Below are 26,627 nucleotides of genomic sequence, written 5' to 3' on the forward strand. Positions count from 1 at the left end.
GCTCCGGCAAGCCCTGCCTCCGGAACGCGGGAGCATGCCTACCCCATCCAGACCTTGCGCAGGACTACCGCCAGAAAGAACAAGGCGGCCAGCAGTGCCAGCGCGAGGCCGGTGCGCCGGTTGCGCCGGCGCTGTTCGGGGGTCTGCATTCACTTGACCACGGGCGGCGTTTCGAACGAATGGTACGGAGCCGGCGAAGGCAGCGTCCATTCGAGGCCGCCGTCTTCCGCACCCCAGGGGTTGGCCGGAGCCGGTTCGCCTTTGCCGCGATAGGCCTTGACCACGATATAGAGGAACAGCAGCTGCGACAGGCCAAACCAGAACGCACCAATGGTGGAGATCTGGTGGAAGTCGGTGAACTGCGCGGCGTAGTCGGCGTAGCGGCGCGGCATGCCGGCCAGGCCCAGGAAGTGCATGGGGAAGAACGTGACGTTGAACGAAATCAGCGAAGACCAGAAGTGGAGCTTGCCCAGCTTCTCGTCATACATGACGCCCGTCCACTTCGGCAGCCAGAAGTACGTGCCCCCAAACAGGGCGAACAGCGAGCCCGCCACCAGCACGTAGTGGAAATGCGCCACCACGTAGTAGGTGTCCTGAACCTGGATGTCGATCGGCGCCACGGCCAGGATCAGGCCGGTGAACCCGCCCATGGTGAACACGAAGATAAACCCGATGGCGAACAGCATCGGGGTCTCGAAGGTCATCGCCCCGCGCCACATCGTGGCCAGCCAGTTGAAGATCTTCACGCCCGTGGGCACGGCGATCAGCATGGTGGCATACATGAAGAACAGCTGGCCGGTGACGGGCATGCCGGTCGTGAACATGTGGTGGGCCCACACGATGAACGACAGGATGGCGATCGACGCAGTGGCATACACCATCGAGGCATAGCCGAACAGGCGCTTGCGGGCGAACACCGGCACGATCGACGAAATGATGCCGAACGCCGGCAGAATCATGATGTAGACCTCGGGGTGCCCGAAGAACCAGAAAATGTGCTGGTACATGACCGGATCACCGCCGCCTGCGGCATTGAAGAACGACGTGCCAAAGTGACGGTCGGTCAGCACCATGGTGATGGCGCCGGCGAGGACGGGCATCACCGCGATGAGCAGGTAGGCGGTGATGAGCCAGGTCCAGCAGAACAGCGGCATCTTCATCAGCGTCATGCCCGGAGCGCGCATGTTCAGGATCGTGACGATGATGTTGATCGCGCCCATGATGGACGAGGCGCCCATGATGTGGACTGCGAAGATCGCGAAGTCCATGCCGGGTCCCATCTGCACGGACAGCGGCGCATAGAGCGTCCAGCCTGCGGCCGTGGCGCCGCCCGGGACGAAGAACGAGATCGTCAGCAGGATCGCGGCGACCGGCAGCAGCCAGAAGCTGAAGTTGTTCATGCGCGCGAACGCCATGTCGGACGCACCGATCTGCAATGGGATCATCCAGTTCGCGAAGCCCACGAACGCAGGCATGATCGCGCCGAACACCATGATCAGCCCATGCATGGTGGTGAACTGGTTGAACAGCTCCGGCTGGAAGAACTGGATGCCGGGCTCGAACAACTCGGTACGCAACAATAGCGCGAGCAATCCTCCTTCCAGCAGCATCGCGAAGGAGAAGATCAAATACATCGTACCGATGTCTTTGTGGTTCGTGGCGAACAGCCAGCGCCGCCAGCCGGTCGGATGGGCGTGGGCGTGGTCGTCATGATCGTGCCCGTGGGCGTGATCGATCGCGGTGCTGCTCATGATGGCTCCTTGCTGCTCCGTACTACCGTCTTCGCTATCCTGACGAAGGCATCAATTGTGAAAACTGAACCGGTACTGCGTGGGCCGCCCGAGGCGGCCGCGCGAGATTCTCAGCGGGCGGATTTCACGTCCACCGGCTGCACGACGGGGTCTTCGCCCTTGCCCGCGTTGCTCCAGGCATGGCGGGTATAGGTGATGACGGCGGCGATTTCCACGTCTGACAGGTGGGCGAACGAAGCCATGGCGGTGCCGGGACGCCCCTTGAGGACGGTCTCGATCTGGGGGCCCTTGGGGCCCAACACGACCTGGGCGGCATCCAGCGGCGCGAAAGTACCGGGCACGCCCTTGCCGTTGGCCTGGTGGCAGGCCACGCAGTTGGACGCATACACTTTCTCGCCCCGGGTGCGCAACTCATCCGCCGTCCAGGTCTTGTTGGGATCGTCTGCCTCCGCGGCCATCTTGGCCTTCTGCTCCTCGACCCATTTACTATAGTCTTCCTGCGACACCACCTTCACCACGATGGGCATGTAGGCGTGGTCCTTGCCGCAGAGCTCCGCGCACTGCCCCCGGAACTCGCCGATTTTCTCGGCACGGAACCAGGTGTCGCGCACGAATCCGGGAATGGCGTCCTGCTTCACGCCGAAGGCCGGCACCATCCAGGCATGGATGACGTCGTTGGCGGTCGTAATGACGCGAACTTTCTTGTTGACCGGCACCACGAGGGGGTTGTCGACCTCCAGCAGGTAGTTGTCGCCGGGGGGCTCGGCACCGATGCGCTGCGCCATCGGGGTGGTCAGGTTGGACAGGAAGGAGATCCCCTCGCCCTCGCCGTTCAAGTAGTCGTAGCCCCATTTCCACTGGTACCCCGTGGCCTTGACGGTGAGGTCGGCGTTGGAGGTGTCCTTCATCTCGACCACGGTCTTGGTGGCGGGCAGGGCCATGCCGATGACGATCAGGAAAGGAATGACCGTCCAGGTGATTTCCACCCCTATGCTTTCATGGAACGAGGCCGGCTTGGCGCCGCGGGACTTCCGGTGAGCCCAGATGGAATAAAACATCACCGAAAACACGCCGACGAAGATGACTAGGCAGATGCCCAGCATCATCCAGTGCAGCCACTCGATTTGCGCGGCGATGCTGGTGACGGGCTCGTGCAGGTTGAGCTGATTGACTTTCGGACCGCCGGGACTGTCATTGACGGCAAGCGCAGCGCCGCTGGCCAGCACGTTGACCATCATCGCCCCCAACGACCCAACCAACCACTTCTTCATGTCCGACCTCGAAGAACAGCGTTAGTGTTATTCAGGCGGCCGAAACCGTGCGCGGTTTGCGCGGGTCCCCTTCCGCCACAAAACTCCTCGACCATGCGCCATTGGAAAATAATTATGTTGCGAGCGCATAGAATCGCAGGATTATACGGGTTGCCCAGCACCGCCAGCAACTTGCATTGCTTTGAGCTCGATCAAAGCGCTCTGCCGCGGCCGATCGACGAGATCGCGATGCGCGTCTCGCCCGGCGCCGCGCGGTAGGATGCTGCCCGCCACGCATGGCCGTACGCAACCTCCGCGCTGAGCCGAATCAAGCCGTCCGCGCCGCGGCCGGCCTCGAGCGCGTCGGCGAGCCGGCGCCGCCATGCGGGCGTGGCCAGGCCCTTCCGGCGGTCGCGCGCGGGGTTGCCGCCCAGGCGCCGCACGTCGTCGAGCAGGCTGTCCACATGGCGATACGTGAACGTGAGCGTTTCCTGGTCCATGACGGGATCGGCGAAACCGCTTTCGATCAGCAGATCGCCGAAATCGTGCATGTCCACGAAGCCCGGCGTGGCCGTCTCTAGCCCGGCCCGCGCCAGCGCGTCGCGCAATTCGCGGAACGTGCCCGGGCCAAGGCAGCTGAACATGACGAGCCCGCCCGTACGCAGCACGCGCCGCCACTCCGCCAGCACCGCATGCGGCTCGGGATGCCAGTGCAACGCCATATTGGACCAGACGAGGTCCTGGGATTCCGGCGGCAGGCCGGTCGCGCCCATGTCGGCCTCGATGAAAACGGGGGCCATCGCCGCGGGACGCCCCGCCAGCCGCGAAACCGACTGCCGCAGCCGCGCCCCCAGGGTCGGCAAGTACCGCCGACGGGCGTGGGCCAGCACGGCCCCGCTCAGGTCCAGGCCGGTATAGGCCGCGTCCGGATACCGCTCGCGCAACCGGGCAAAGGCGGCGGCCGCCCCGCAACCCGCATCGAGGATCGCCTTGGGTGCAAGCCGGATGTACTCGAGCCGCTCGAACATGCGGGCGCCGATCTCGCCGTATAGGAACTGCCCCGCCTCCAGGTCGCCGCGCCGGCCGAACTGGCGCACGACGTGCTCGCGCACCAGCGGCAGGGAAGGCAGGCGTTCCAGGTGGGAGTTTTCTGTCATTGGATACCGCACGAATATTCCAGGAATTCTTACACTGCCGCCTCGCCGCGGCGCATCCCGGGCATGGCAGATACGGCCACGGGTAGCGCCCGGGGCCGGCCAGCCGCCGAAGAGGGCGCCTCCTCGGCGCACATCCAGCCTCCATGATGCCACTGCCAGATTTTTCATGCCCAAGCTCCCTCGCCCGCCCTGGCCACCGTGGCCCGCCGCCCTCGCCATGCTGCGCGCGCTCGTCCCGTCCGACTGCCCCTTGTGCGGGGCCCGCAGCCGGGGCGGCCTGCTTTGCGAGACCTGCGAGGACGCCATATGCTGGGCAGCGCGCACGCCGGCCACCCTCGGCCTGCCCTGGCGATGCCGGCGCTGCGCGCTGCCCCTGCCCGCGCACGACGCGGCATGCCCCGACTGCGAAGGCCGGGAACCGGCCTTCGAACGCACCTTCATCGCCTTCGACTACGTTCCTCCGGCCGATGCACTGGTCCTGCAACTGAAAAACAGCCTGCGTTACGGACGGGCGGATCTACTCGGGAATCTGCTCGCCGAAGCGATTAGGCACCAGGGCACCCCCCTGCATCCCGCCACGGTGCTGGTCCCCATTCCCGCCTCGGCCGCCTCGCTGCGGCGCCGCGGGTTCAACCCCGCGGGGGAGATCGCCCGGGCGGTCGGCCGGGACCTAGGCATGCCGGTGCGCCGCGACCTCTTGGCCCGAAACCGCGAACAAGCCAAGCAAAGCGGGCTCGGACGCCTCGAAAGGCGACGCGCCGCGCAAACGCTGTATGCTTCTTCTCCCCACGCGCGCGGTATGCACGTCGCGCTGGTCGACGACGTCATGACCACGGGCAGCACCATGCATGCGGCGGCGACCGCGCTGCGCGCAGCCGGCGCGGCATCGGTAGTGGCGCTGGCCGTCGCCCGCGCTCCCGGCCATTTCCCGGCCGACCCGCCACATCGGCCGCGGGCGCAGTGGCGCAAGTAACGATTTCGATTCATTTCAATCCCACGTGCTCTTCAACACTTCGGGACGCAACTGGAATACCTTAGAGGGCGCCGCGCGCGGGGGCGTATTTCCCGGCCGGCGAGATTAAGCAAGCCTTTTCCGGAACCCCATGGCCGACACTCCTTCCCAGCCCGAGCGGGCACATCCTTCCTCACCGTCGAACAGCAAGAAAAAACGGCGCTGGCTTGGACTGGCGATCGTCGTCATATTGGCGGCCGCCGGCTACGGGTGGTGGCACGCCCACCGGGCGTCCTCGCCTCCCGCGGGCGGCGCCAGCGCACCCCGCGGGCCGGGCGCCCCAGGGGTGCCAACGCCCGGCGGCTTCCAGATGGCCACACCGGTACGCGTGGTGCCGGCGCAGGCCGAGGACATGAAGGTCTACATCAAGGCGCTCGGCACGGTCACGTCCTACAACACCGTTACCGTGCGCGCCAAGGTCGACGGCGAACTGCAGAAGGTATTCTTCCAGGAAGGGCAGCTGGTCAAGGCCGGCGACCTGCTGGTACAGATCGATCCGCGCCCCTATCAGGTCGCACTGGCCCAGGCCGAAGGCGTCCTGGAACAGAACCGCGCGCAATTGGACAATGCCCGCCGCGACCTCGCGCGTTACCAGACGCTATATGAGCAAGACTCCATCGCGCGCCAGCAGGTGGACACGCAAATCGCCCTGGTGCGCCAGTATGAAGGCACGCTCAAGACCAACCAAGCCGCGGTAGACAACGCCAAGCTGCAGCTCGATTACACCCGGGTCACGGCGCCCATTTCGGGACGCCTCGGCCTGCGCCAGGTCGACCAGGGCAATCTGGTCCGCAGCAGCGACGCCAACGGCCTGGTGATCATCACCCAGACCCAGCCCATTTCCGTCCTGTTCACCATTTCCGAAACCGAGCTGCCCGACGTGCTGGCGCAGCTGCGCGCCGGCAAGACCTTGTCGGTACAGGCCTACGACCGGGCCGACGTGCGCCATATCGCCGACGGCGTGCTGACGACGGTCGACAACCAGATCGACACCGCCACCGGCACGGTCAAGCTCAAGGCGCGTTTCGAGAACAAGGACGAAAGCCTCTTCCCCAACCAGTTCGTCAACGTGCGGCTGCACGTACGCACCCTCGAGCGCGCCACGGTCATTCCGACCACGGCGGTGCAGCGGGGCACGCCCGGGACCTTCGTGTACGTCGTCAAGGAAGACAACACAGTCGAGCTGCGCGTACTCAAGCTCGGCCAGGCGGACGGCGAACGCGTCGCCGTCCTCGAGGGCCTGCGGCCCGGCGAGCAAGTGGTGGTGGAAGGCGTGGATCGCCTACGCGATGGATCCCAGGTGCAGGTGGTGAAGGGACCCGACGCGGTGCCGGCGGCGGCCGGTAGCCAGCTGCAACGCGGCGCCAACCCGGGCAACCGCCGCCGTTCGCCGGGACGCGCCGCGCCATGAATCCGTCGCGGATATTCATCCTGCGGCCGGTCGCCACGACCCTGGCGATGCTGGCCATCCTGTTGTCCGGGCTGATCGCCTACAAAATGTTGCCGGTCTCGGCGCTGCCCGAGGTCGATTATCCGACCATCCAGGTGGTCACGCAGTACCCCGGCGCCAGCCCCGACGTCATGACCTCGCTCGTGACGGCTCCGCTCGAGCGCCAGTTCGGCCAGATGCCCGGGCTCAACCAGATGTCGTCGATCAGCTCCGGCGGCGCGTCGGTCATCACCCTCAAGTTCAACCTGGACCTGCCGCTGGACATCGCCGAACAAGAGGTGCAGGCGGCCATCAACGCCGCTGGGAACCTGCTGCCGAGCGACCTTCCCGCGCCCCCCATCTATAACAAGGTCAACCCGGCCGACACGCCGGTGCTCACCCTGGCGATCAGCTCGCCCACGTTGCCCCTCTACCAGGTGCGCGACCTGGTCGATACGCGCATGGCGCAAAAGATTTCGCAGGTCTCGGGCGTGGGCCTGGTCAGCATCGCAGGCGGCCAGCGGCCGGCCGTGCGCATCCGCGCCAATCCCCAGGCGCTCGCAGCGTACGGATTGAACCTGAGCAACATCCGCAGCGCGATCACCGGCGCCAATGTCAACCAGCCCAAGGGGAATTTCGACGGCCCGACCCGGGCAACCACGCTCGACGCCAACGACCAGCTCAAGACCATCGAGCAGTATCGCGACCTCATCATCGCCTATACCAACCAGGCGCCAGTCCGCCTCTCGGACGTCGCCGAGACGGTGCAGGACGCGGAGAACATCCGCCAGGCAGCCTGGGCCAACGGCAAACCGGCGATCCTGCTCAACGTGCAGCGCCAGCCCGGCGCCAACGTGATACAGGTCGTGGACAACATCCGGCGCATCCTGCCCGATCTCGAAGCGGCGCTGCCCAGCACGCTGGACGTCGCCGTGCTTTCAGACCGCACCGAATCCATACGCTCGTCGATCAAGGACGTGCAATTCGAACTGATGCTGGCGGTTGCACTGGTGGTCATGGTGACCTTCGTCTTCCTGCGCAACCTGACGGCCACCGTCATTCCCAGCGTCGTCGTGCCGCTGTCGCTGATCGGCACCTTCGGCATCATGTACCTGGCGGGCTTCAGCATCAACAACCTGACGTTGATGGCGCTGACGATCGCCACCGGCTTCGTGGTAGACGACGCGATCGTCATGATCGAGAACATCGCCCGGTACCTCGAGCAAGGCGAATCCCCGGTGCAGGCGGCACTCAAGGGCGCCGCTCAGATCGGCTTTACCCTCATCTCCCTGACCTTCTCCCTGATCGCCGTCCTCATTCCGCTGCTCTTCATGGGTGACGTGATCGGCCGGCTGTTCCGGGAGTTCGCCATCACCCTGGCGGTAGCCATCCTGATATCGCTCGTGGTGTCGCTGAGCCTGACGCCCATGATGTGCGCGAAATACCTGCGCCACGTCCCCGACGCCGAACAAGGCTGGTTCTACCGCAAGAGCGGCGAATGGTTCGACCGCCTGATCGCCGGCTACGACCGCATGCTGCAACGCGTGCTCGCCCATCAGCCGCTGACGCTGCTTGTGGCGCTGGGCACGCTGCTGCTGACGATCCTCCTCTATGTGGCGATACCCAAAGGCTTCTTCCCCCAACAAGACACAGGCGTCATCCAGGCAATCAGCGAAAGCTCGCCCTCGGTATCGTTCGCGGCCATGGCCCGCCGCCAGCAGGCGGCGGCCGACATCATCCTGCGCGATCCGGACGTGGCCAGCGTGGCGTCCTTCATCGGCGTCGACGGCACCAATGCCACGCTCAACACCGGACGGCTGCAAATCAACCTGAAGCCGCACGCTGAGCGCACAAGCTCCGCCCAAGAGGTCATCGCCCGCCTGCAGGCCAGGCTCGACCAGCTGGAAGACATCCGCCTCTACATGCAACCGGTGCAAGACCTCTCCATCGAAGACACCGTCAGCCGCACGCAGTACAAGTTCACGCTGCAGGACCCCGACCTGGAGAATCTCAGCCTGTGGACCCGCAGGCTGGTGGAACACCTGCAAACGCTGCCGCAGCTGGCCGACGTCACGCATGACCTGCAGGACCGCGGCCTGCAAACCTATGTCGAAATCGACCGCAACGCAGCTTCGCGGCTCGGCATCACGGCCAGCGACATCAACAACGCCCTGTACGACGCGCTGGGCCAGCGGCTGATTTCGACCATCTTCACCCAGGCCAACCAATACCGGGTGGTGCTGGAAGTCGCGCCCCAGTTCCGGCAGGATCCGTCGTCGCTGTCACAGATCTATGTCCGCACGTCCGACGGCAAGCAAGTACCGCTGACCAACGTAGTCAGCGTTTCGGAGCGGACCGCTCCGCTGTCGATCAACCACCTGGGGCAATTTCCCGCCGCTACCGTCTCCTTCAACCTGGCGCCCGGCGCTTCGTTGAGCAGCGCGGTAGAGGCCATCCTGCAGGCCGAGCGCGACATCGGCATGCCGCTGGGCATACAAACCAGTTTCCAAGGCGCGGCCCAAGCCTTCCAGGCTTCGCTCAATAGCACGCTGCTGCTCATCCTGGCGGCGATCGCCACGATGTACATCGTGCTGGGCATCCTGTATGAGAGCTACATTCACCCCATCACGATCCTCTCCACGCTACCCTCGGCAGGCGTGGGAGCGCTGCTGGCGCTGATGCTTGCCGGCCACGATCTCGACATGATCGGGATCATCGGCATCATCCTCTTGATCGGCATCGTCAAGAAGAACGCGATCATGATGATCGACTTCGCGCTCGACGCCGAGCGCAAGCAGGGCATGGCGCCGCGCGACGCCATCCACCAGGCGGCGCTGCTGCGCTTCCGCCCCATCCTGATGACGACCTTCGCCGCCCTGTTCGGCGCCGTCCCGCTGATGCTCAGCACAGGCAGCGGCGCCGAGCTGCGCCAGCCGCTGGGCATCGTCATGGTGGGCGGGCTGCTGGTGAGCCAACTGCTCACCTTGTTCACCACGCCCGTCATCTACCTGATGTTTGACCGGCTCGGCCACGCGATGCGACGCAGGCGCAGCAGCCGCAACATCGCCATGGGCCATTCGGGCGGCGGGTCATGAACATCTCGGCGCCGTTCATCATGCGTCCGGTCGCCACAGTGCTGCTGGCGATCGCCGTCGTCCTCGCGGGCGCGCTCGCCTTCGTCAAATTGCCCGTTGCGCCGCTGCCGCAGGTGGATTTCCCGACCATATCGGTGCGGGCCAGCCTGCCCGGCGCCAGCCCCGAAACCATGGCGTCGAGCGTGGCGACGCCGCTGGAACGCGCCCTCGGTAGCATTGCTGGCATCACCGAGATGACATCCCGCAGCACGCAGGGCTCGACCAGCATCACGCTGCAATTCGACCTGAGCCGCGACATCGACGGCGCGGCCCGCGACGTCCAGGCCGCCATCAACGCCGCCCGCAACATGCTGCCTTCTGCGCTGCGCAGCAACCCCACGTATACCAAGCGCAACCCCGCTTCGGCGCCCATCATGGTGCTCGCGCTGACCTCCAAGACGCTGGACCAGGGCCAGCTTTACGACGTCGGTTCGACCATCTTGGCCCAGCGCATCGCCCAGATCAAGGGCGTCAGCGACGTGCAAGTAGGAGGCAGCTCGCTGCCGGCCGTGCGGGTGGAGCTGAATCCCACCGCGCTAAACCAGTACGGCATCGCACTCGACGAAGTGCGCACTGCATTGGCCAACGCCAATGCGCGCGGGCCCAAAGGCATGCTGGAGAACGACAAAACCAGCTGGCTGGTCGCCACCAACGATCAACTGCGCAAGGCCAGCGAATACAGTTCGCTGGTCGTCGCCTACCGCAACGGCTCGCCGGTGCTGCTGAGCGACGTCGCGCGAGTCGAAGACTCGGTGGAAGACCTGTTCAACATGGGTTTCTTCAACAATAGCCCGGCCATCCTGCTCGTCGTGGGGCGGCAGGCCAATGCCAACATCATCGAGACGGTAGACCGGATCCACGAAGCGCTGCCGCAGATGCGCGCAATGCTGCCGGGAGACGTGACGCTCACCGTGGCCCAGGACCGCACCCCCAGTATCCGCGCTTCGCTGGCCGAAGCCGAACAAACGCTCATTATCGCGGTCATCCTGGTCATCCTGGTGGTGCTGCTCTTCCTTCGGAACCTACGCGCCGCACTCATCCCGAGCGTGGCGGTGCCGGTCTCGCTCATTGCCACCTTCGCGGTGATGTACCTCTGCGGATATTCGCTCAACACCATGTCGCTGATGGCCCTGATCGTGGCGACCGGCTTCGTGGTCGACGATGCGATCGTGGTGCTCGAGAACATCGCGCGTCACCTCGAAGCCGGCATGTCGCCGCTGCGCGCGGCATTGCTGGGTTCGCGCGAGGTAGGGTTCACCGTACTGTCGATGAGCCTGTCGCTGGTGGCTGTCTTCATCCCCATCCTATTGATGGGCGATATCGTGGGACGCCTCTTCCGGGAGTTCTCCATCACGCTGTCGGCGGCCATTCTGATTTCGCTGGTCGTCTCGGTGACCCTCACGCCCATGATGTGCGCCCGCATGCTGCGGCCGGTGCGCGAGGCGCGCCGCCCGGGACGCATTTCGCGGGCGATCGAGGCGTTCCTCGCGTGGCTCACCCGCGGCTACGGAGCCGCCCTGGACTGGGTGCTGCGGCACTCGCTGCTCACGCTCGTCGTCCTATTGGTCGTCATCGGCCTGAACGGCTACATGTACGTGAAGATTCCCAAGGGCTTCTTCCCGCAGCAGGACACCGGGCAGCTGATGGCCTTCATCCGCGCCGACCAGGGCACCTCGTTCCAGGCCATGCGCCCCAAGCTGGAGTATTTCCGCAAGGTCGTCCTCGAAGACCCGGCGGTCGAAAGCATGGCCGGATACAGCAGCGGTCGCGGCGGCAGCAATACCAGTTTCCTGATGATCCAGCTCAAGCCACTATCCGAGCGCAAGGTCTCGGTCGACGAAGTCATGAACCGCCTGCGCGGCAAATTGAGCAACGTGCCGGGCGCGCGCATGTTCCTGATGCCCAACCAAGACATACGCATCGGCGCGCGCATGTCCAACTCCGGTTACCAGTACTCGCTGATGGCCTCCGAGCTCTCCGTGCTGCGCACCTGGATGCCCCGGGTATCGCGCGCCCTGGCCGCCCTGCCCGAGCTGACCGACATCGACCTAGACGTGGAAGACAAAGGCCGGCAGGTCTCGCTCGAAATCGACCGTGAAACTGCGACCCGGCTGGGCGTGAACATGTCCATGATCGCGGCCGTGCTCAACAACTCGTTCAGCCAGCGCCAGATCTCGGTCATCTACAACCCCCTCAATCAATACCGCGTGGTGATGGAGGTCGACCCCCGGTTCGCCCAGGATCCCAGCGCACTGGAGAAGGTGTATGTCATTACGTCCGAAGGCAATCGGGTCCCGCTCTCGGCCTTCGCCAAATGGCGCATGACCAATGCCCCCCTCAGCGTCTCGCACGAAAGCCAGTTTGCCGCCGACACCATCTCCTTCAATTTGGCACCCGGGGTCTCGCTAGAGCAGGCCACGCGCGCCATCAATGAAGCGGTGGCGCGCATCAACCTCCCCACCACCGAAATCCAGGCCGGATTCTCGGGCAGCGCCAAGGCGATGCAGTCGGCGCTCAGCGCACAGCCGTGGCTGATCCTGGCGGCGCTCGTGACGATGTACCTCGTGCTGGGCATGCTCTACGAGAGCTACATCCACCCGCTGACCATCCTCTCGACCCTGCCTTCGGCAGGACTGGGGGCGCTGCTTGCCCTCATGATGTTGGGCCACGAGTTCACGCTCATCGCGCTGATCGGCGTATTCCTGCTCATCGGGATCGTCAAGAAGAACGCCATCATGATGGTGGACTTCGCGCTGGATGCGCAGCGCAGGCACGGCCTGGGTTCGCGCGAGGCCATCTACGAGGCATGCCTGAAGCGGTTCCGCCCCATCCTCATGACTACGATGGCCGCCATCCTGGGCGCAGTGCCGCTAGTCATTAGCACCGGCGCCGGCGCCGAGTTGCGCCAGCCCCTGGGCATCACCATCGTGGGCGGGCTCGTGGTCAGCCAAATCTTGACGCTATTCACCACGCCCGTGGTGTACCTGTATCTCGACCGCCTGCACCGGCGGGCGCAACGGCGCTGGAGCCGTCCGCGGTCCGCGGGCATGGCGCTACCCGGAGACAACTTATGAGCAAGACGTTGCCCGCACGATCGGGCGCGCCCCTCTTTTTCTCGAGCTCCTGCCGCCGCGCTGGGACGGCGGTCGGCATCGTCCTCGCCGCCATGCTCGGCGGGTGCGCGATGGGCCCTGATTATGTACGGCCGACTGTCGCTACCGGCACCGCCTTCAAGGAAGCCGCCGGCTGGAAGGCCGCCGAACCGCGCGACCACGAGCAACGCGGCCCCTGGTGGGAAGTGTTCGGAGACCCGGTCTTGTCAGGCCTCATGGAGCAGGTTGCGACGGCCAACCAGACCATCGCCCAGGCCGAAGCGCAGTATCGCCAGGCCGCGGCCGTCCTGCGTGCGACACGCTCCGAGCTGTTCCCCAGCGTCACGGGCAACGCCTCGGCCACGCGCACCGGCACCGGCTCACGCAGCAGCGTCACTACGAACAGCAACGGCGTGGTGACCAATCAAGGCGGTTCCCAAAGCATACGCAACCAGTACAACATGAATGCCTCGGTCAGTTGGGAGGTCGACCTCTGGGGGCGCATCCGCCGCAGCCTCGAAGCCGACGCCGCCAGCGTCGAGGCCAGCGCCGCCAACCTGGCCAACGCCCACCTGAGCGCCCAGGCCGAACTGGCGCGCACCTATTTCCAGTTGCGGATCCTGGACGAGCAGCAGCGCCTGCTGGATGAGACGATCAAGGTCTACGAGCGCTCGCTGCGACTGAACGAAAACCGCTACGCGGTGGGCGTGGCAGCCAAGGCCGAGATCGCCCAGGCCCGCACCCAACTGGAATCCACCCGCGCGCAGGCTGTCGACCTGCGCTGGCAGCGTTCGCAGCTGGAGCACGCGATCGCCATCCTGGTCGGGCAGCCGCCGTCCGAATTCAGCCTGCCACCGGCTGCGTTCCGGCCCGTACTCCCCGCCATACCCGTTGGCCTGCCATCGGAACTCCTGGAAAGGCGCCCCGACATCGCGGCCGCCGAACGCCAAGTCCAGGCCGCCAATGCACGCATCGGGGTTGCGCAGACGGCCTACTTCCCTTCCCTGACGTTGTCGGCCTCGCTCGGCTACCGCAGCTCCCAATTTTCCGACTGGCTGACCGCCCCCGCCCGCTTCTGGTCGCTCGGCCCTGCGCTCGCCGCGCCACTCTTCGACGCCGGTCTTCGCCGCGCCCAGGCGCAGCAAGCGCAGGCCGCTTATGACCAGCAGGTCGCAGCGTACCGGCAGACCGTGCTGTCGGCCCTGGCCGAGGTGGAGAACTATTTGTCGCAGCTTCGCGTCATGGAAGAAGAGCAGGCCGTGCAACAGCGCGCGTTGGACGCAGCCCGGGAATCCTTGCGGCTGACCACCAATCAGTTCGAATCCGGATTGATCGACTACCTGAGCGTGGTCTCGGTGCAGACCGCAGCGCTGAACAACGAACGCACGGCGCTGTCGCTGCTCGGAAACCGCCTGACGGCCAGCGTCAACCTCATCGCCGCGCTGGGGGGAGGATGGCACGTCGATGCACTCGCCTCGGCTGGCGGCAAGGCCGCCGAGGCGCCCGAGCGAAGCGAGACCCAATGAAACCGGGCCGCCCGATGGCCGGACGCGTTATACGTCGAGGATAGGCGCGAAACCGCCGAAGATCATGCGCTTGCCGTCAAAAGGCATGCTCTCTCCCATGCGTTGCAAGCGCGGATCAGACGTCATCTTCGCGTTGGCGGCGTCGCGCACTTCCTTGGACGGATACTCGAACCAGGAAAACACGACTGCTTCGTCCTCCTTGGCCTGCACGGCTCGGCGGAAATCCGTGAGCTTCCCGTCGGGAACGTCGTCTTCCCAGCACTCGACCATGCGCGTCACGCCGAACTCCTTGAAAAGCGGTGCGGCCTGCGCCGCGTGCTGGAGATAAAGCTCCTTGTTGGCCCGGGGCACCGCTACGACAAACCCTTCGACGTACTTCATCATCGGTCTCCCTGAAAGATGAAAAAACGGAATGGCGCCACGTCAGGCAGCAGTGAGACTTGCTCTTTACGTTGATATCAACATAATTGGAACATCATGTCAAAGAAAATTCCATACTCCGCCACGCTCGAAGTCCGGGACGCCTGCCTGTGCCTGCACGTGCAGCGAGCCGCGCGGGCGTTGGGCAAGCGCTTCGACGAAGCACTCCGGCCGGTCGGCCTGACCAACGGCCAGTTCTCGCTGCTAATGGCGCTCAACCGCCCCGAGCCCCCCACCATGGGCCCCGTCGCCCAACTGCTGGGCATGGACAGGACCACCCTCACGGCCGCGCTAAAGCCGCTCGAGCGCGAAGGCCTGGTACGCGTGGAAGCCGACCCGGGCAACCGCCGCAGTCGCCTATTGTTCCTGACCGAAAAAGGACACGCGACACTGAGAAAAGCGCTGCCGGCCTGGCGCACGACGCATGCGGAGATCGAGTCCGCCCTGGGCAAAGATGCAGCGCAAGCGCTGCGGACGACGCTAGCTGCACTCAGCTGAACGGTCCGCCTGCGTCCCGGCTACAAGAAGCCTATCCATCGGCCCGCCACCACGGCAGCCAACCACAGCAGCATGGAAACTGCGGCATGGGCGCGGACAGCCGGCTGTGGCGAAGTGGCCGACAGCGCCCGACGCCATGCACCGCTCCCATGCACGATCGCTGCATTCAGCACCGCGGCTCCCACGATGCCCAGCTTGGCGAGGAACGCCGGATTGGCGGCATATTCCGAGGCCCGCACAGAAAACAGCCAGCCCCCTGTCAGCACCGCCAGGGCGAGGCCCACGACCGCCACCCGGCTGAGGTACGGTCCCGCCGCAGCCAGCGGAACGACCCGGGCAAACCCGAGCAAACACAGGTCGAGCGCCACAATGCTTCCCAACAGCAGGCCAATCGAGGCGATGTGCGCCGCGCTGACGAACAGATACGCCGTGCCTGAATGCCGCAGCACAAGTGCGTGAGGCAGGCCCTCCAGCCACTCGAGCATCAGCGTTCAGCGGCGGATGCGTTCGGGATAGATATCGTAGGTCTTGCCGCCCACGGATATCTGCACCGCCTTCATGCGCTTCTCGTTGCGGTCCTGCGAACGGTTGCCGGTCGCGACGATTTCGTCCCCCGGCTTGGCGGATCCCTCGACGAACCCGGCACGCCGGGTTTGCGAGGGATTGCCGAGCTCCACGCGCCACAGGCCGTCCTCGGCCGTCTGCACATCGAGCCAAGGGTGGGGAGGAGCAATCTGCACCTGCCGGACGACACCGCGAAGCTGCATCTGCTCGGCCTCGGCCCAGGACCAACCATGATGGGACCAGGCCGTACCGCTGGCCGCGGCGGCTAGCGCTAGCGCGGCCCAAGCCACCGATTTCCCAGACATAGGCGCCTCCTGACGGATTGAAGGACACGCACCCACTATAGCGGCAAGCAAAGACGCAAGATAGCGCCGCGCTTTGCGTAACATATTGTTCTTTAAGCCAATCCGGACGCCCCATGGCCAGCAAGCTTTCCGCCGCCCCTACCTCCGTCCCCAAACCGGCCCGCCCCCCCTCGCGCCGCAGCAAAGTGCAATCGGCCGGCACCGGCATGACCGTGCTCAAGACCCTGGCCGCCATGGGGGGCGCCGCCTCCCTCACCGCATTGGCCGGCCGGCTCGGCGAAAGCCCCGCCAAAGTCCACCGCTACCTGGCGAGCCTGGTGGAAGCGGATTTCGTCATCCAGGATCCGGCGACCTCGCGCTACTTGCTCGGCCCCGAATCGCTGGCCATCGGACTGGCCGCCATGCGCCAATCCGATGCCTTGACCCTCGCTTCGGCCGAACTGGCGAAGCTCGGCGAATCGCACAACCTATCGTGCTTCGTCTCGGTACTGGGTAACTGCGGTCCTACCATCGTGCGCTGGAGCGAACCCGTGCACCCGGTCGCCGTCAACGTCCGCGTCGGCTCCGTCATGCCCATCCTGTGGTCGGCCACCGGCCGCGCCTTCGGCGCCTTCTGCCGCTCCGCCATACTGGAGGCACTAATCACGAAAGAATTGGACGCGGCCACGCCGGACCAGCGCCTGCATGTGCCCGACCGCACCGCCGCGGAAAAAGTGTTCGAGAAAATCCGCGCGCTGGGCTGCGCCCCCGTGCGTGACCTCATGCTTGCCGGCATCAGCGCCGTCGCGGCGCCGGTGTTCAATGCCGACGGCAGCGTCACGGTCGTCATGACCGCGCTCGGCCCGTCGGGCGCATTCGACCCCGAGCCCGAAGGCGAGATCGCGCGCGCAGTGCGGGAAGCGGCGGCAACAGTCAGCAGGCGGTTGGGGTTTGGGCGCTAGCCCGGGCAAGCACTTCCACCTCTGCCTTTTCCCAAATTCGCCCGAGCATCCGGTCCTGGCATCCGCATCAGGACACGGCTCGTTGACACCCATTGCCGATTTACGCAATGCGTACAATAATTACGCAAAACACGGATGCTTTTCCGGGAGACACCCATGGCCGCTACCCCACCCTCCACCGGGGGCTGCCCCGTTCATGCAGCGATGACCACTAGCCCGACGGGCTGCCCCGTCAGCGCCCGCGCAGCCGAATTCGATCCATTCAGCGACGCCTACCAGCAAGACCCGCCTGAATACGTCCGCTGGGCGCGCGAGCAGGAGCCCATTTTTTACAGCCCCAAGTTGGGTTATTGGGTCGTTACGCGCTACGACGCGATCAAGGCGATTTTCCGCGACAACATTACGTTCAGCCCGTCGATCGCGCTCGAGAAGATCACGCCCACCGGCCCGGAAGCCAACGCCGTGCTGGAACAGTATGGCTATGCGATGAACCGGACGCTGGTCAACGAGGACGAACCGGCGCACATGCCGCGGCGGCGCCTCTTGATGGAACCGTTTACGCCGGAGCACATCAGGCATCACGAGCCGTTGGTCCGGAAGCTGACGCGCGAGTATGTGAATCGATTCATCGACGACGGCCGCGCCGACTTGGTCGACCAGATGCTGTGGGAGGTGCCGCTCACGGTAGCGCTGCATTTCCTGGGCGTTCCGGAAGAAGACATGGACACGCTGCGGCGCTATTCCATCGCCCATACGGTCAATACGTGGGGGCGTCCGAAGCCGGAAGAGCAGGTGGCGGTCGCGCATGCGGTCGGCAATTTCTGGCGGTACGCCGGCAAGGTCCTGGAGAAAATGCGGCAGGACCCGGACCAGCCGGGCTGGATGCAGTACGGCATCCGCATGCAGAGGCTGCATCCGGACATCGTGACAGACTCCTATCTGCACTCGATGATGATGGCCGGCATCGTCGCCGCACACGAGACGACGGCGAACGCGGCGGCGAACGCCATCAAGCTGCTCCTGCAGCACCCCGACGCCTGGCGCGACATCTGCGAGGATCCTACGCTGATTCCCAACGCGGTCGAAGAGTGCCTGCGCCACAACGGTTCGATCGCAGCCTGGCGGCGGCTGGTGACGCGCGATACGAAGATCGAGGGCGTGGACGTTCCCGCGGGCGCCAAATTACTCATCGTCACATCGTCGGCCAACCACGACGACCGGCACTTCGCCGACGCGGATTTCTTCGACATCCGCCGGGAGAATGCGAGCGACCACCTGACCTTCGGCTACGGCTCGCACCAGTGCATGGGCAAGAACTTGGCGCGCATGGAGATACAGGTCATCCTCGAAGAGCTGACCCGCCGCCTGCCCCACATGCGACTGGCCGAACAGCGTTTCACCTATGTTCCGAACACATCATTCCGCGGCCCGGAGCACCTCTGGGTGGAGTGGGATCCCGCACAGAACCCCGAGCGCCGGAACCCCGGCATCTTGCAGGCCCAGGCCCCAGTGCGGATCGGCGAACCCTCGCGCCACGCCATCGCCCGCACGGTGGTGGTGGAGAGCGTGACCCGCATCGCGGACGGCATCGTGAAACTCCGCCTGGTCTCGCCCGACGGCCGCGCACTGCCTCGCTGGACGCCTGGCTCGCACATCGACGTCGAATGCGGCGCACCGGACCGCTCCCGCCAATACTCCCTCTGCGGCGACCCGGCCGACGAACACGCGCTGGAAATCGCCGTACTGCACGAACCCACCGGCCGCGGCGGTTCGGCGTGGATACACGGGCAGGTACGCGCCGGCGACAAGCTCCGCATCCGCGGGCCGCGCAATCATTTCCGCATGGATGAGACCGCCGGCAAGCTGATATTCATCGCGGGCGGCATTGGCATTACGCCCATCGCAGCCATGGCCCGCCGCGCGCTGGAGCTCGGGCTCGATTACGAGCTCCACTACAGCGGCCGCAAGCGCTCCAGCATGGCGTTGCTCGAGGAACTGGCTGCCCTGCACGGCGATCGCCTGCACGTCTACGTGTCCGAAGAAGGCCGGCGCAACGACCTGGCCGCGCTGCTGGGCCGGCCGCGCGTGGGCTGGCAGGTCTACGCCTGCGGGCCGAAGCACATGCTCGAAGCCGTCCAGGCGCATTGCGCGGCTTGGCCCGCGGACGCGCTGCGCGTCGAGCACTTCGAATCCGACCTTCCCCAGCTCGACCCAGCCAAGGAACACGCGTTCGAAGTCGAGCTGAAAGACTCCGGCATCACGATCACGGTCCCGGCGGACAAGACCGTGCTCGCTTCCCTGCGCGCGGCCAATATCGACGTGTCCAGCGACTGCGAGGAAGGATTGTGCGGCACCTGCGAAGTGCGCGTGCTCGCCGGCGAAGTCGATCACCGCGACATGGTGCTCACCAAGGCAGAGCGGGAAGCGAACAACCGAATGATGACGTGCTGCTCGCGCGCCCGGGGCAGCAAGCTGGTGCTGGAACTATAGCGGGCCGGCCGGGGCGGGCAGATGCGTTACCATCGCCCCATTCTTCCGGTTACCTCCCGCATTGTGTTCCACGTCATCCTCGTCCACCCCGAAATCCCGCCCAACACGGGGAACGTCATCCGGCTCGCCGCCAACACCGGCGTGCAGCTCCACCTGGTCCGGCCGCTCGGGTTCGAGCTCGAAGATGCCAAGCTGCGCCGGGCCGGGTTGGACTATCACGAGTGGGCCTCGGTCGCAGTGCACGACGATTTCCCGGCCGCCGTGGCCGCCACCGGGGCGGCTTCGGACCGGGTGTTTGCCTTCACGACGCGGGGCTCGCGGCTGCTGGGCTGCGCAAACTTCCAGCCCGGGGACGTGTTCGTCTTCGGCAGCGAAACGGCAGGACTGCCGCCCGCCATCCGCGACGCGTTCCCCGATGCGCAGCGCCTGCGGCTACCCATGCGGCCAGGCCAACGCAGCCTGAATTTGTCCAATTCCGTGGCCGTCGTCGTCTTCGAAGCCTGGCGGCAGGCGGGCTACGCCGGTGGGGTATAGCGCGCCAATGCGCTATACCCGCGTGTCAACTGCCCCTGCCTGCCTACCAGGCGACTGCGATGTACTTGGTCTCCATATATTCGTGCATCCCCTCCGAACTTCCTTCCCGGCCTAGCCCGCTCTGCTTGACACCGCCAAACGGTGCCGCCGGATCGGAAAGCAGCCCCCGGTTTAAGGCCACCATGCCGAACTCCAGGCGCTCCGCTAGCCTTAGGCCCTTGGAAAGGTCGCGCGTATAAAGATACGCCGCCAGACCGTATTCGGTATCATTGGCAAGTGCGACCATCTCGTCTTCGGAAGCCACGCGCACAATGGGCGCAACAGGCCCGAAAATCTCCTCTTTCAAGACGCGGCTATCCAAGGAAACGTCGCCGAGTACAGTCGGAAGATAGAAATGGCCCGGCCCGGGTACGCGCTCTCCGCCGCAAAGGACGCGGGCGCCCCTGGCCACGGCATCTTGGACAAGCTCCTCAACCTTGTCGCGAGTCGCAGCGTCAATCAGGCTGCCTACGTGATTGCTCTCGTCGAGCCCGTGTCCGACCTTCTGCGCGCGCATGCGCTCCACGAAGGCCGATACGAACGAGTCGTAAATACTGGCTTCAACATAAAAGCGGTTCGCAGCCGTACACGCCTCTCCCATATTGCGCATCTTGGCAATCATCGCTCCTTCGACCGCTGCCGGGACGTCTGCGTCGTTCAACACGAGAAATGGGGCATTCCCGCCTAGTTCCATCGGTGTCTTGAGAATTTGGTCCGCGGCAGATTTCAGCAACGTCCGCCCCACCTCGGTCGAGCCGGTGAAGGAAACAAGGCGAACCCGCGGATCATGAAGCCAATGGTCCACAAGCGCTCCGGAACGTGACGTCGGCACGATGTTCACGACGCCCTTGGGAACGCCGGCTTCGGCCAAAATCGGCGCCAGCGCCAGCATGCTGAGCGGCGTCAGAGAAGCCGGCTTGACCACGGCGGTACAGCCTGCTGCCAGCGCAGGCGCAATCTTGCGCGCGCCCATTGCCGAAGGAAAGTTCCAAGGCGTGACCAGGGCCACGACCCCTATGGGTTCGTGCTGAACCATAATCCGATAGCCGCCCGACGGCGCATGACTGAGCGCCCCCAGATTGCGGCACGCCTCTTCCGAATACCACCGGAAAAACTCGGCGGCATAGCGGACCTCCGCACGGCTGTCGGCCAGCGGTTTGCCGTTCTCGAGCGTGATTATCCGAGCCAGGTCTTCGAGCCGGTCCAGCATCAGCGCATGAACGGTGCGCAGGATCTCGGCACGCTGCCTCACCGGCATGGAGCGCCATCCTGGCAGCGCCGCCGACGCCGCATCGACGGCAGCCTTCGCATCATCGAGGTCGGCATCGGCGACCTGGGCGAGCGTTTCACCCGTCGCCGGATCGGAAACGACGAACGAGCGGGGCTGAGCCGGCCTGACCCACGCGCCGTCGATATAGAGACCGGTAGGGATTCGCTCTAGGGACCGCACGATGGTTTCTCTCATACGGTCACTCCACGGTCGACACGGGATTCCGGCCGATAAAGAAATCGCTATTGGGCGAATCGGTCGGTGTGATGCCAGATTTTCTCAGCGCCTCCCGAAGGTTGTTCATCGTACTCTCGTTGATCCGCATGGTAGGCTGGCGGAGAGGGCCGCCGTTGAATCCATTGAGCCAGCCCTCGAACTTCCAGAGCATGCGGTTGAGGAATTGAGTTTGCGATGAATAGGCATTGGCCGCAGCGCGCGCCTTGCGCGCCGGCGTCAGCTGCCAGTAGAGCTTCGTGGCCTCGTCGTACTTCTGCTCTTGGATGAGGTTGAAGATGCGAGGAATCATATTGCCGTAGTACTCGGTATCGCTGGTGCCGATGAACTGGATGGGAACCAGCTGCGCCAAGGCGAGTGCGTACTGCTCCAGCGGCATCGTGACGACAACTTCTTTGCTGAACAGCCGATAGGCCTCCACCCAGCCCATGATGCTTGGCATCCCGCCCTCAGCCTTGAGGGCGGCGATATTCGGGCAGTCGTCCAGCAAGCGCCGGATCAGCGACGCCTCGATATCGGATGGGTGCACTCGGTCGAACCCCCAGTGGGGCACTTGGAATAGCATGACACCCAAGTTTGTGGCGTCGCAGAAGGCCTTTGTATAGTCGTAGATGTCTTGCGAGGTCCGCGCGTAGAAGTTGGCCGGATAAGACAAGAGAATGAGCTCGGCGCCGTTGCGTTCCGCGATCTTGGCTGCCTCGATATTCTCTTCGAGGGTATTGAAGCTCGCGTGATGGATGAGCTTGAGCCGACCCCGGGCCTCATCGTTGGCCCAAGCGAAGAATTGCTCGTACTCGCTCACAGTCATGGCTACCTCTGATACAAGAAGGGCACCAGAGAATCCAAGCTCGATTTCATGGCGGATGTCGTGGCGAATCCCCTTCTCGTTGAGTCCTTTTAGGTCCGCGGTGAACGACGGGATCACCACATTGGCAACGCCGCGCAGATTTTCGAACGCCCACTCCCGGGCTTCGTGTCGTTTATAGGAAGCCATGTCCAAACTCCTAATTGGAAAAATGCGTCACTGCTTATAGGTAAATGAGATAGGCAAGCCTGTGGCGAACCCTTCTCGAATGGCGAGCTCATAAACGAGCTCTGCCGCAACGATGTCTTGCAACGCCGAACCCACCGACTTGAACAGCGGAAGCTTTGCGTCCTTACCAATCTCGCCTCGTACAAGTCGGTTGAGCGACAGCACCTTGGCATCAAATTCGATCCCTTTTGCTCGCGCGCCGAGCATGTCGCCCGATTGGGAAACGACTTCGTCCGGGGTATCACAAACGATAAGGTCGCACTGCGCGATCACAGAGGCATCGAGCTCACGCTGCTGAGGGAGGGTCGACCCGACGGAGACCACTACCATCCCCGGATGCAAGTCGTCGGCGTGCAAGATCGGCGTCTCGTCACGCGACCGCGCCGCGGCGATCCCGACATCGACGCCATCCATCGCACTCGCGGCGCTGGAAACCGCGCGGCACGGAACGCCTAGCGAGGCTTCGAAATCTCGCGCAAACCGTTCCCTGTTGGCGGCCGTCGGGCTGTAAACTTGCAGCGATTCGACTTTTCGCAACGCACCGATCGCTTGCACATGGGCGCGGGCCTCGGCGCCACTTCCCAAGACGCCCAAGCGCAGCGGCCGATGCGGCGCCAAACAATCCACCGCCAATGCGGACGTCGCCGCCGTTCGATAAGCCGTTATCTTGTTACCATCCAACAGCGCGCGGATCTCTCCCGTGTCCTGCTCTACCAGCGAGATCAAGTAGTTCATGCCTTGGTTGCGACCGCGGCCGAACACCTTCGCTCCCATAAAGCGTTTACCCGGTGGGACGCTCACCAATGCGCGCAACGAGGCGCCATCGCCGCGCGCAAATGTACGGGGCGGACTGATGTGTTCGTCATGATCCAGGGTATAAGCGGCCCGCAAGGCCTCCACCAATTCCTTCCAGGTCAGCACCCGTTCAACGACTTCTGTCCCAATGAAAATAGGCGCCTCGCTGCTCATTTTGGTGCCTCCCAGGTCTCCGTCGCAGCGATGCGGCGCGTAATGGCTGAAATGGACTTCACGTAGGAAGCCCAGAACTTCGCGAACTGCTCTCCGTCGAAATACTTCACTTGCCCGCCCATCGAGGAAACGGCCTTCTTGAATTCCGGATCATGGGCAGCCTCCGCAACCGCCTGCCGGATCTTCTTTTCTATCGCCTCGGGTGTGCCGGAAGGAATGAAGATGGCAGTACCTGCCACGGAGTCGAAATCCACTCCGCCATCCTTCATGCGTGGTAGGCCGGGGGGGTCCGCCCAAGGCTCATCTCCGGCGGTTGCGAGGTATCTCAGGCGCCCTGCCTTCACCTGCGAAAGAGACAATGCCCGGGACAGCAGCGCGAAATCGACTTCTTCCGCCAGCATGGCATTCACGAGGGGACCACCGCCCTGATACGGAATATGGCGGACTTTTATCTGGGCCACGTCTGCGAATGCAGCGGTGCGCACATGGACCTCCCCGAAAAACCCCGTCGACCCATAGGTCAACGTGTCCGGCTTGGCCTTAGCTGCAGCAATGAGCTCCGAGAAGCTCTTGTAGGGGCTGTTGGCCGGAACCACCATGGCGACGGGTTCGGCGCTCAACATAGCGATGGGGGTGAGCTGGTCCAACGTGAACGGCGGCTTTTGCTTGTTAACGATGGCTTGGTCCGGCAAGCTTGCTACGCTCAACAATGAGTAGAGGATCGTGTACCCATCGGGGGGAGCGCTAGCGACGTGGCTAACTCCAATCGCGCCACCTGCGCCCGCACGGTTAACTACCACCACGGTTTGCTTGAGTGCGCGCTGGAGCGCAGGCTGGATGGCGCGCGCCATGTTGTCGGCCGTTCCCGCCGGGGGAAACGGCACGACAAGGTTAATCGGCCGCTCTGGATATTCTGCTCGTATCGCTGATGATGCAGCCAGCGACACACCGAGAAAGGCGGCCACGAAGATTTTGCTTTTCATCGTATGTCTCCTAGAAAGTTTGTTCTCGTCGCACTCTGCGGTGCGTAGCGGGGCTTCTATACCCAAAGTAAGAATCAAGCTGAGGTCACACACCGATTCTCGATCACCCCTAGGCCATCGATCTCCACACGGACCACATCACCCGGCTGGAGAAAGCGCGGTGGCGTTAACCCCATGCCCACACCAGCGGGTGTGCCAGTCGCAATGATGTCCCCGGGGTACAGCGTGATGCCCCGTGAGCACGTCTCGATCAAACTCGGGATATCGAAAATCAGGTCCTTCGTGCAAGCGTCTTGACGCAGCTCTCCGTTTACCCAGCAGCGCACGCGGGTGTTTGCGCCATCCAACTCATCAGCCGTCACTACCCACGGCCCCATAGGGCAAAAGGTGTCGAACGATTTACCCAGATCCCATTGCTGGTGACGCATCTGCACATCACGGGCCGTGACATCGTTGACGATGGTGTACCCATAGACATGCTTCATCGCGTCGTCGCGCCCAATGTTCTTGCCGCCCCGCCCGATGACTACTGCAAGCTCGGCCTCATAATCGATCTGACTCGATATGCCTACAGGTAGCACGACGTCATCGCTCGGCCCGACGACGCATTCCGGTACTTTCGTGAACACGATCGGCCACGCCATCGGGTCGACGCTGCTCGCCTTAAACACCGAACCGGCGAGCTCTTTGGCGTGAGCGTGATAGTTCCGCCCGACGCAGAACAGATTGCGACGGGGAAGCGGGATCGGCGCTTCAAGGCAGACTTCGCTAAGCGGCAAGACCTCGCCGCGGCGAACGCTGCTGACATCGATACCTTTGGCGGCCATCTCGACGAGGGATAGCACGCCCCTCTGAGCTGCATCGTCCGGCAGGTCGAGCAATGCGACATGGCGTGCATCGTCGAGGACAAGGCCGACACTGCGGTGGCGCTCATGGACGAAAGTGGCTAGTTTCATAATGTGCCCGGCGAACAAGTTCTGAAGATTTGGAAATTGGTATGAATTGGTACTGATTGGTGCACGGTTCTTGCACTATAAGACCATTTTGACCTGAATAAACCTAGGGTTTACACCGGGAAACCCGCGATATTAAGCCGTCTACAATCAAACCAATTTAGACCAATAAGAGATGATAATGACCAATAACTCGGTGAAACTAGAGCTTCCGGTCCGCGCAGATCCCGTCCAGACGCTCCGCAAGGCGTTGCTTGAAGGCCTGCATTCAGGGAAATGGCCACCCGGCACCCGGCTGCCCACCGAGCGCAGCCTATGCACAAGCTTCGGAGTGAGCCGCTTCTCCTTGCGCCGCGTATTGCAGGAGTTGAGGGAACAAGGCTTAATCGTTCAGAAAGTTGGCAGCGGCACCTACGTGTCAGAAGCGCTTGCGGAGCCGCTCCGCCCAGCTTGTCCACCTGAGGGCGTGCCCTCCCTTCCTTCAGCGAGTCCTGCCGAAATCATGGAGGCGCGCCTTCTTCTTGAACCCACCATCATCGACCTCGTCGTCAGCAACGCAACGTCGAGCGACTTTGAAGAATTGGAGAGCTGTTGCGCCCGGGCAGAAGCAGCGGATACGCTCGAAGAGTTTGAGCATTGGGACAACGCATTGCACGAACGCCTCGCCCAGGCCACCCACAACGCGGTATTGATCAGCGCGTTCAAGATGCTGTCTACGTTTCGCAGTAGCGCAGAATGGGGTTTCTTGAAGAAGAAGATGGTCACACCCGAGCGACGCAAGGAATATGAAGCGGAGCACCGTCGCCTCGTGCAAGCACTAAAACAGCGCGACGCGGAGACCGCACGGCGGGAGCTGTTTGAGCATCTTGTGCATGCTCGCACCAACCTGCTTGGAAGGATCTAGGAGTGGGCACAAAAAAAGCGCCCCTTTCGGGGGCGCTCTCGCCACGGCGACGCTCAGCGCGCTTCGATTAATCCAGCGTCAGGTTCAAGCGCTTGATGACCGCGCCCAGCACCTGCTGTTCCTTCTTGATCAGCGCAGT

At 64.0% G+C, this 26,627-nt stretch carries 22 protein-coding genes; 10 read left to right on the top strand and 12 right to left on the bottom strand.

The window, feature by feature from the left end:
• Positions 1 to 38: 38 nt before the first annotated feature.
• The 4 genes from Q0319_RS13095 to Q0319_RS13110 form a co-directional block, all read right to left on the bottom strand.
• Complete coding sequence (locus Q0319_RS13095) at positions 39 to 149, bottom strand: cytochrome oxidase small assembly protein (protein ID WP_296464680.1); 111 nt, start codon at positions 147 to 149, stop codon at positions 39 to 41.
• Positions 150 to 1,751 carry a cytochrome c oxidase subunit I gene (gene ctaD, locus Q0319_RS13100; protein WP_296464682.1) on the bottom strand — a complete coding sequence of 534 codons (1,602 nt, stop codon included), beginning with the start codon at positions 1,749 to 1,751 and terminating at the stop codon, positions 150 to 152.
• A 110-nt stretch (positions 1,752 to 1,861) separates the two neighbouring features.
• Entirely contained in the window at positions 1,862 to 3,022 is a 1,161-nt protein-coding gene (coxB, locus tag Q0319_RS13105; RefSeq protein WP_296464685.1) for a cytochrome c oxidase subunit II, read from the bottom strand.
• A 191-nt stretch (positions 3,023 to 3,213) separates the two neighbouring features.
• Complete coding sequence (locus Q0319_RS13110) at positions 3,214 to 4,158, bottom strand: methyltransferase domain-containing protein (protein WP_296464688.1); 945 nt, start codon at positions 4,156 to 4,158, stop codon at positions 3,214 to 3,216.
• A 166-nt stretch (positions 4,159 to 4,324) separates the two neighbouring features.
• Here Q0319_RS13110 and Q0319_RS13115 point away from each other — a divergent pair, with 166 nt between their 5' ends.
• From Q0319_RS13115 to Q0319_RS13135, 5 genes are all read left to right on the top strand, one after another.
• Positions 4,325 to 5,131, top strand: a complete 807-nt coding sequence (locus Q0319_RS13115) for a phosphoribosyltransferase family protein (RefSeq protein ID WP_299453164.1) — start codon at positions 4,325 to 4,327, stop codon at positions 5,129 to 5,131.
• A 130-nt stretch (positions 5,132 to 5,261) separates the two neighbouring features.
• Positions 5,262 to 6,581 carry an MdtA/MuxA family multidrug efflux RND transporter periplasmic adaptor subunit gene (locus Q0319_RS13120; RefSeq protein WP_299453166.1) on the top strand — a complete coding sequence of 440 codons (1,320 nt, stop codon included), beginning with the start codon at positions 5,262 to 5,264 and terminating at the stop codon, positions 6,579 to 6,581.
• Positions 6,578 to 9,694 carry an MdtB/MuxB family multidrug efflux RND transporter permease subunit gene (locus Q0319_RS13125; RefSeq protein WP_299453168.1) on the top strand — a complete coding sequence of 1,039 codons (3,117 nt, stop codon included), beginning with the start codon at positions 6,578 to 6,580 and terminating at the stop codon, positions 9,692 to 9,694. Before Q0319_RS13120 ends, Q0319_RS13125 begins: the two co-directional genes overlap by 4 nt.
• On the top strand, positions 9,691 to 12,807 hold the full coding sequence (locus Q0319_RS13130; protein WP_299453170.1) for a multidrug efflux RND transporter permease subunit: 3,117 nt from the start codon (positions 9,691 to 9,693) through the stop codon (positions 12,805 to 12,807). Before Q0319_RS13125 ends, Q0319_RS13130 begins: the two co-directional genes overlap by 4 nt.
• Positions 12,804 to 14,351: an efflux transporter outer membrane subunit gene (locus Q0319_RS13135; protein WP_296464702.1), complete on the top strand. Its 1,548-nt coding sequence runs from the start codon at positions 12,804 to 12,806 to the stop codon at positions 14,349 to 14,351. The genes Q0319_RS13130 and Q0319_RS13135 overlap by 4 nt, the downstream gene beginning before the upstream one ends.
• 27 nt (positions 14,352 to 14,378) lie before the next feature.
• Here Q0319_RS13135 and Q0319_RS13140 read toward each other — a convergent pair whose 3' ends face one another.
• Positions 14,379 to 14,732: a DUF1428 family protein gene (locus Q0319_RS13140; protein WP_299453208.1), complete on the bottom strand. Its 354-nt coding sequence runs from the start codon at positions 14,730 to 14,732 to the stop codon at positions 14,379 to 14,381.
• A 96-nt stretch (positions 14,733 to 14,828) separates the two neighbouring features.
• Here Q0319_RS13140 and Q0319_RS13145 point away from each other — a divergent pair, with 96 nt between their 5' ends.
• Entirely contained in the window at positions 14,829 to 15,269 is a 441-nt protein-coding gene (locus Q0319_RS13145; protein WP_299453172.1) for a MarR family transcriptional regulator, read from the top strand.
• 20 nt (positions 15,270 to 15,289) lie between these two features.
• On the opposite strand, the gene Q0319_RS13150 is transcribed toward Q0319_RS13145, so the two are convergent.
• A complete protein-coding gene (locus Q0319_RS13150) occupies positions 15,290 to 15,754 on the bottom strand; it encodes a DUF2214 domain-containing protein (RefSeq protein ID WP_296464707.1) in 465 nt (154 codons plus the stop codon).
• A 6-nt stretch (positions 15,755 to 15,760) separates the two neighbouring features.
• On the bottom strand, positions 15,761 to 16,138 hold the full coding sequence (locus Q0319_RS13155) for a DUF6152 family protein (protein ID WP_296464709.1): 378 nt from the start codon (positions 16,136 to 16,138) through the stop codon (positions 15,761 to 15,763).
• A 113-nt stretch (positions 16,139 to 16,251) separates the two neighbouring features.
• Here Q0319_RS13155 and Q0319_RS13160 point away from each other — a divergent pair, with 113 nt between their 5' ends.
• From Q0319_RS13160 to Q0319_RS13170, 3 genes are all read left to right on the top strand, one after another.
• Positions 16,252 to 17,079 (top strand): IclR family transcriptional regulator, encoded by an 828-nt coding sequence (locus Q0319_RS13160; protein ID WP_299453176.1) that lies wholly within the window; start codon positions 16,252 to 16,254, stop codon positions 17,077 to 17,079.
• A gap of 156 nt (positions 17,080 to 17,235) precedes the next feature.
• A complete protein-coding gene (locus Q0319_RS13165) occupies positions 17,236 to 19,569 on the top strand; it encodes a cytochrome P450/oxidoreductase (protein WP_299453179.1) in 2,334 nt (777 codons plus the stop codon).
• A gap of 63 nt (positions 19,570 to 19,632) precedes the next feature.
• Complete coding sequence (locus Q0319_RS13170; RefSeq protein ID WP_299453211.1) at positions 19,633 to 20,103, top strand: tRNA (cytidine(34)-2'-O)-methyltransferase; 471 nt, start codon at positions 19,633 to 19,635, stop codon at positions 20,101 to 20,103.
• Between the two features lie 43 nt (positions 20,104 to 20,146).
• Here the strand turns inward: Q0319_RS13170 and Q0319_RS13175 are convergent, their stop codons facing one another.
• The 5 genes from Q0319_RS13175 to Q0319_RS13195 all read right to left on the bottom strand — a co-directional run bounded on the left by Q0319_RS13175 (position 20,147) and on the right by Q0319_RS13195 (position 25,587).
• Positions 20,147 to 21,607, bottom strand: coding sequence for an NAD-dependent succinate-semialdehyde dehydrogenase (locus Q0319_RS13175; protein ID WP_299453182.1), 1,461 nt, complete (start codon positions 21,605 to 21,607; stop codon positions 20,147 to 20,149).
• A gap of 4 nt (positions 21,608 to 21,611) precedes the next feature.
• Positions 21,612 to 22,640, bottom strand: a complete 1,029-nt coding sequence (locus Q0319_RS13180; protein WP_299453186.1) for a dihydrodipicolinate synthase family protein — start codon at positions 22,638 to 22,640, stop codon at positions 21,612 to 21,614.
• A gap of 27 nt (positions 22,641 to 22,667) precedes the next feature.
• The gene (locus tag Q0319_RS13185; protein ID WP_299453188.1) at positions 22,668 to 23,648 is read right to left on the bottom strand and encodes an ornithine cyclodeaminase family protein; all 981 of its coding nucleotides are present in this window, start codon (positions 23,646 to 23,648) and stop codon (positions 22,668 to 22,670) included.
• A complete protein-coding gene (locus tag Q0319_RS13190) occupies positions 23,645 to 24,631 on the bottom strand; it encodes a tripartite tricarboxylate transporter substrate binding protein (RefSeq protein WP_299453191.1) in 987 nt (328 codons plus the stop codon). The genes Q0319_RS13185 and Q0319_RS13190 overlap by 4 nt, the downstream gene beginning before the upstream one ends.
• Positions 24,632 to 24,705: 74 nt before the next feature.
• On the bottom strand, positions 24,706 to 25,587 hold the full coding sequence (locus Q0319_RS13195; protein WP_299453194.1) for a fumarylacetoacetate hydrolase family protein: 882 nt from the start codon (positions 25,585 to 25,587) through the stop codon (positions 24,706 to 24,708).
• A gap of 178 nt (positions 25,588 to 25,765) precedes the next feature.
• On the opposite strand from Q0319_RS13195, the gene Q0319_RS13200 reads away from it, so the two are divergent.
• Positions 25,766 to 26,488, top strand: coding sequence for an FCD domain-containing protein (locus Q0319_RS13200; protein WP_299453197.1), 723 nt, complete (start codon positions 25,766 to 25,768; stop codon positions 26,486 to 26,488).
• Positions 26,489 to 26,627 lie beyond the last annotated feature (139 nt).

The organism is uncultured Pigmentiphaga sp. (assembly GCF_937950555.1).
Lineage (GTDB): Bacteria > Pseudomonadota > Gammaproteobacteria > Burkholderiales > Burkholderiaceae_B > Pigmentiphaga.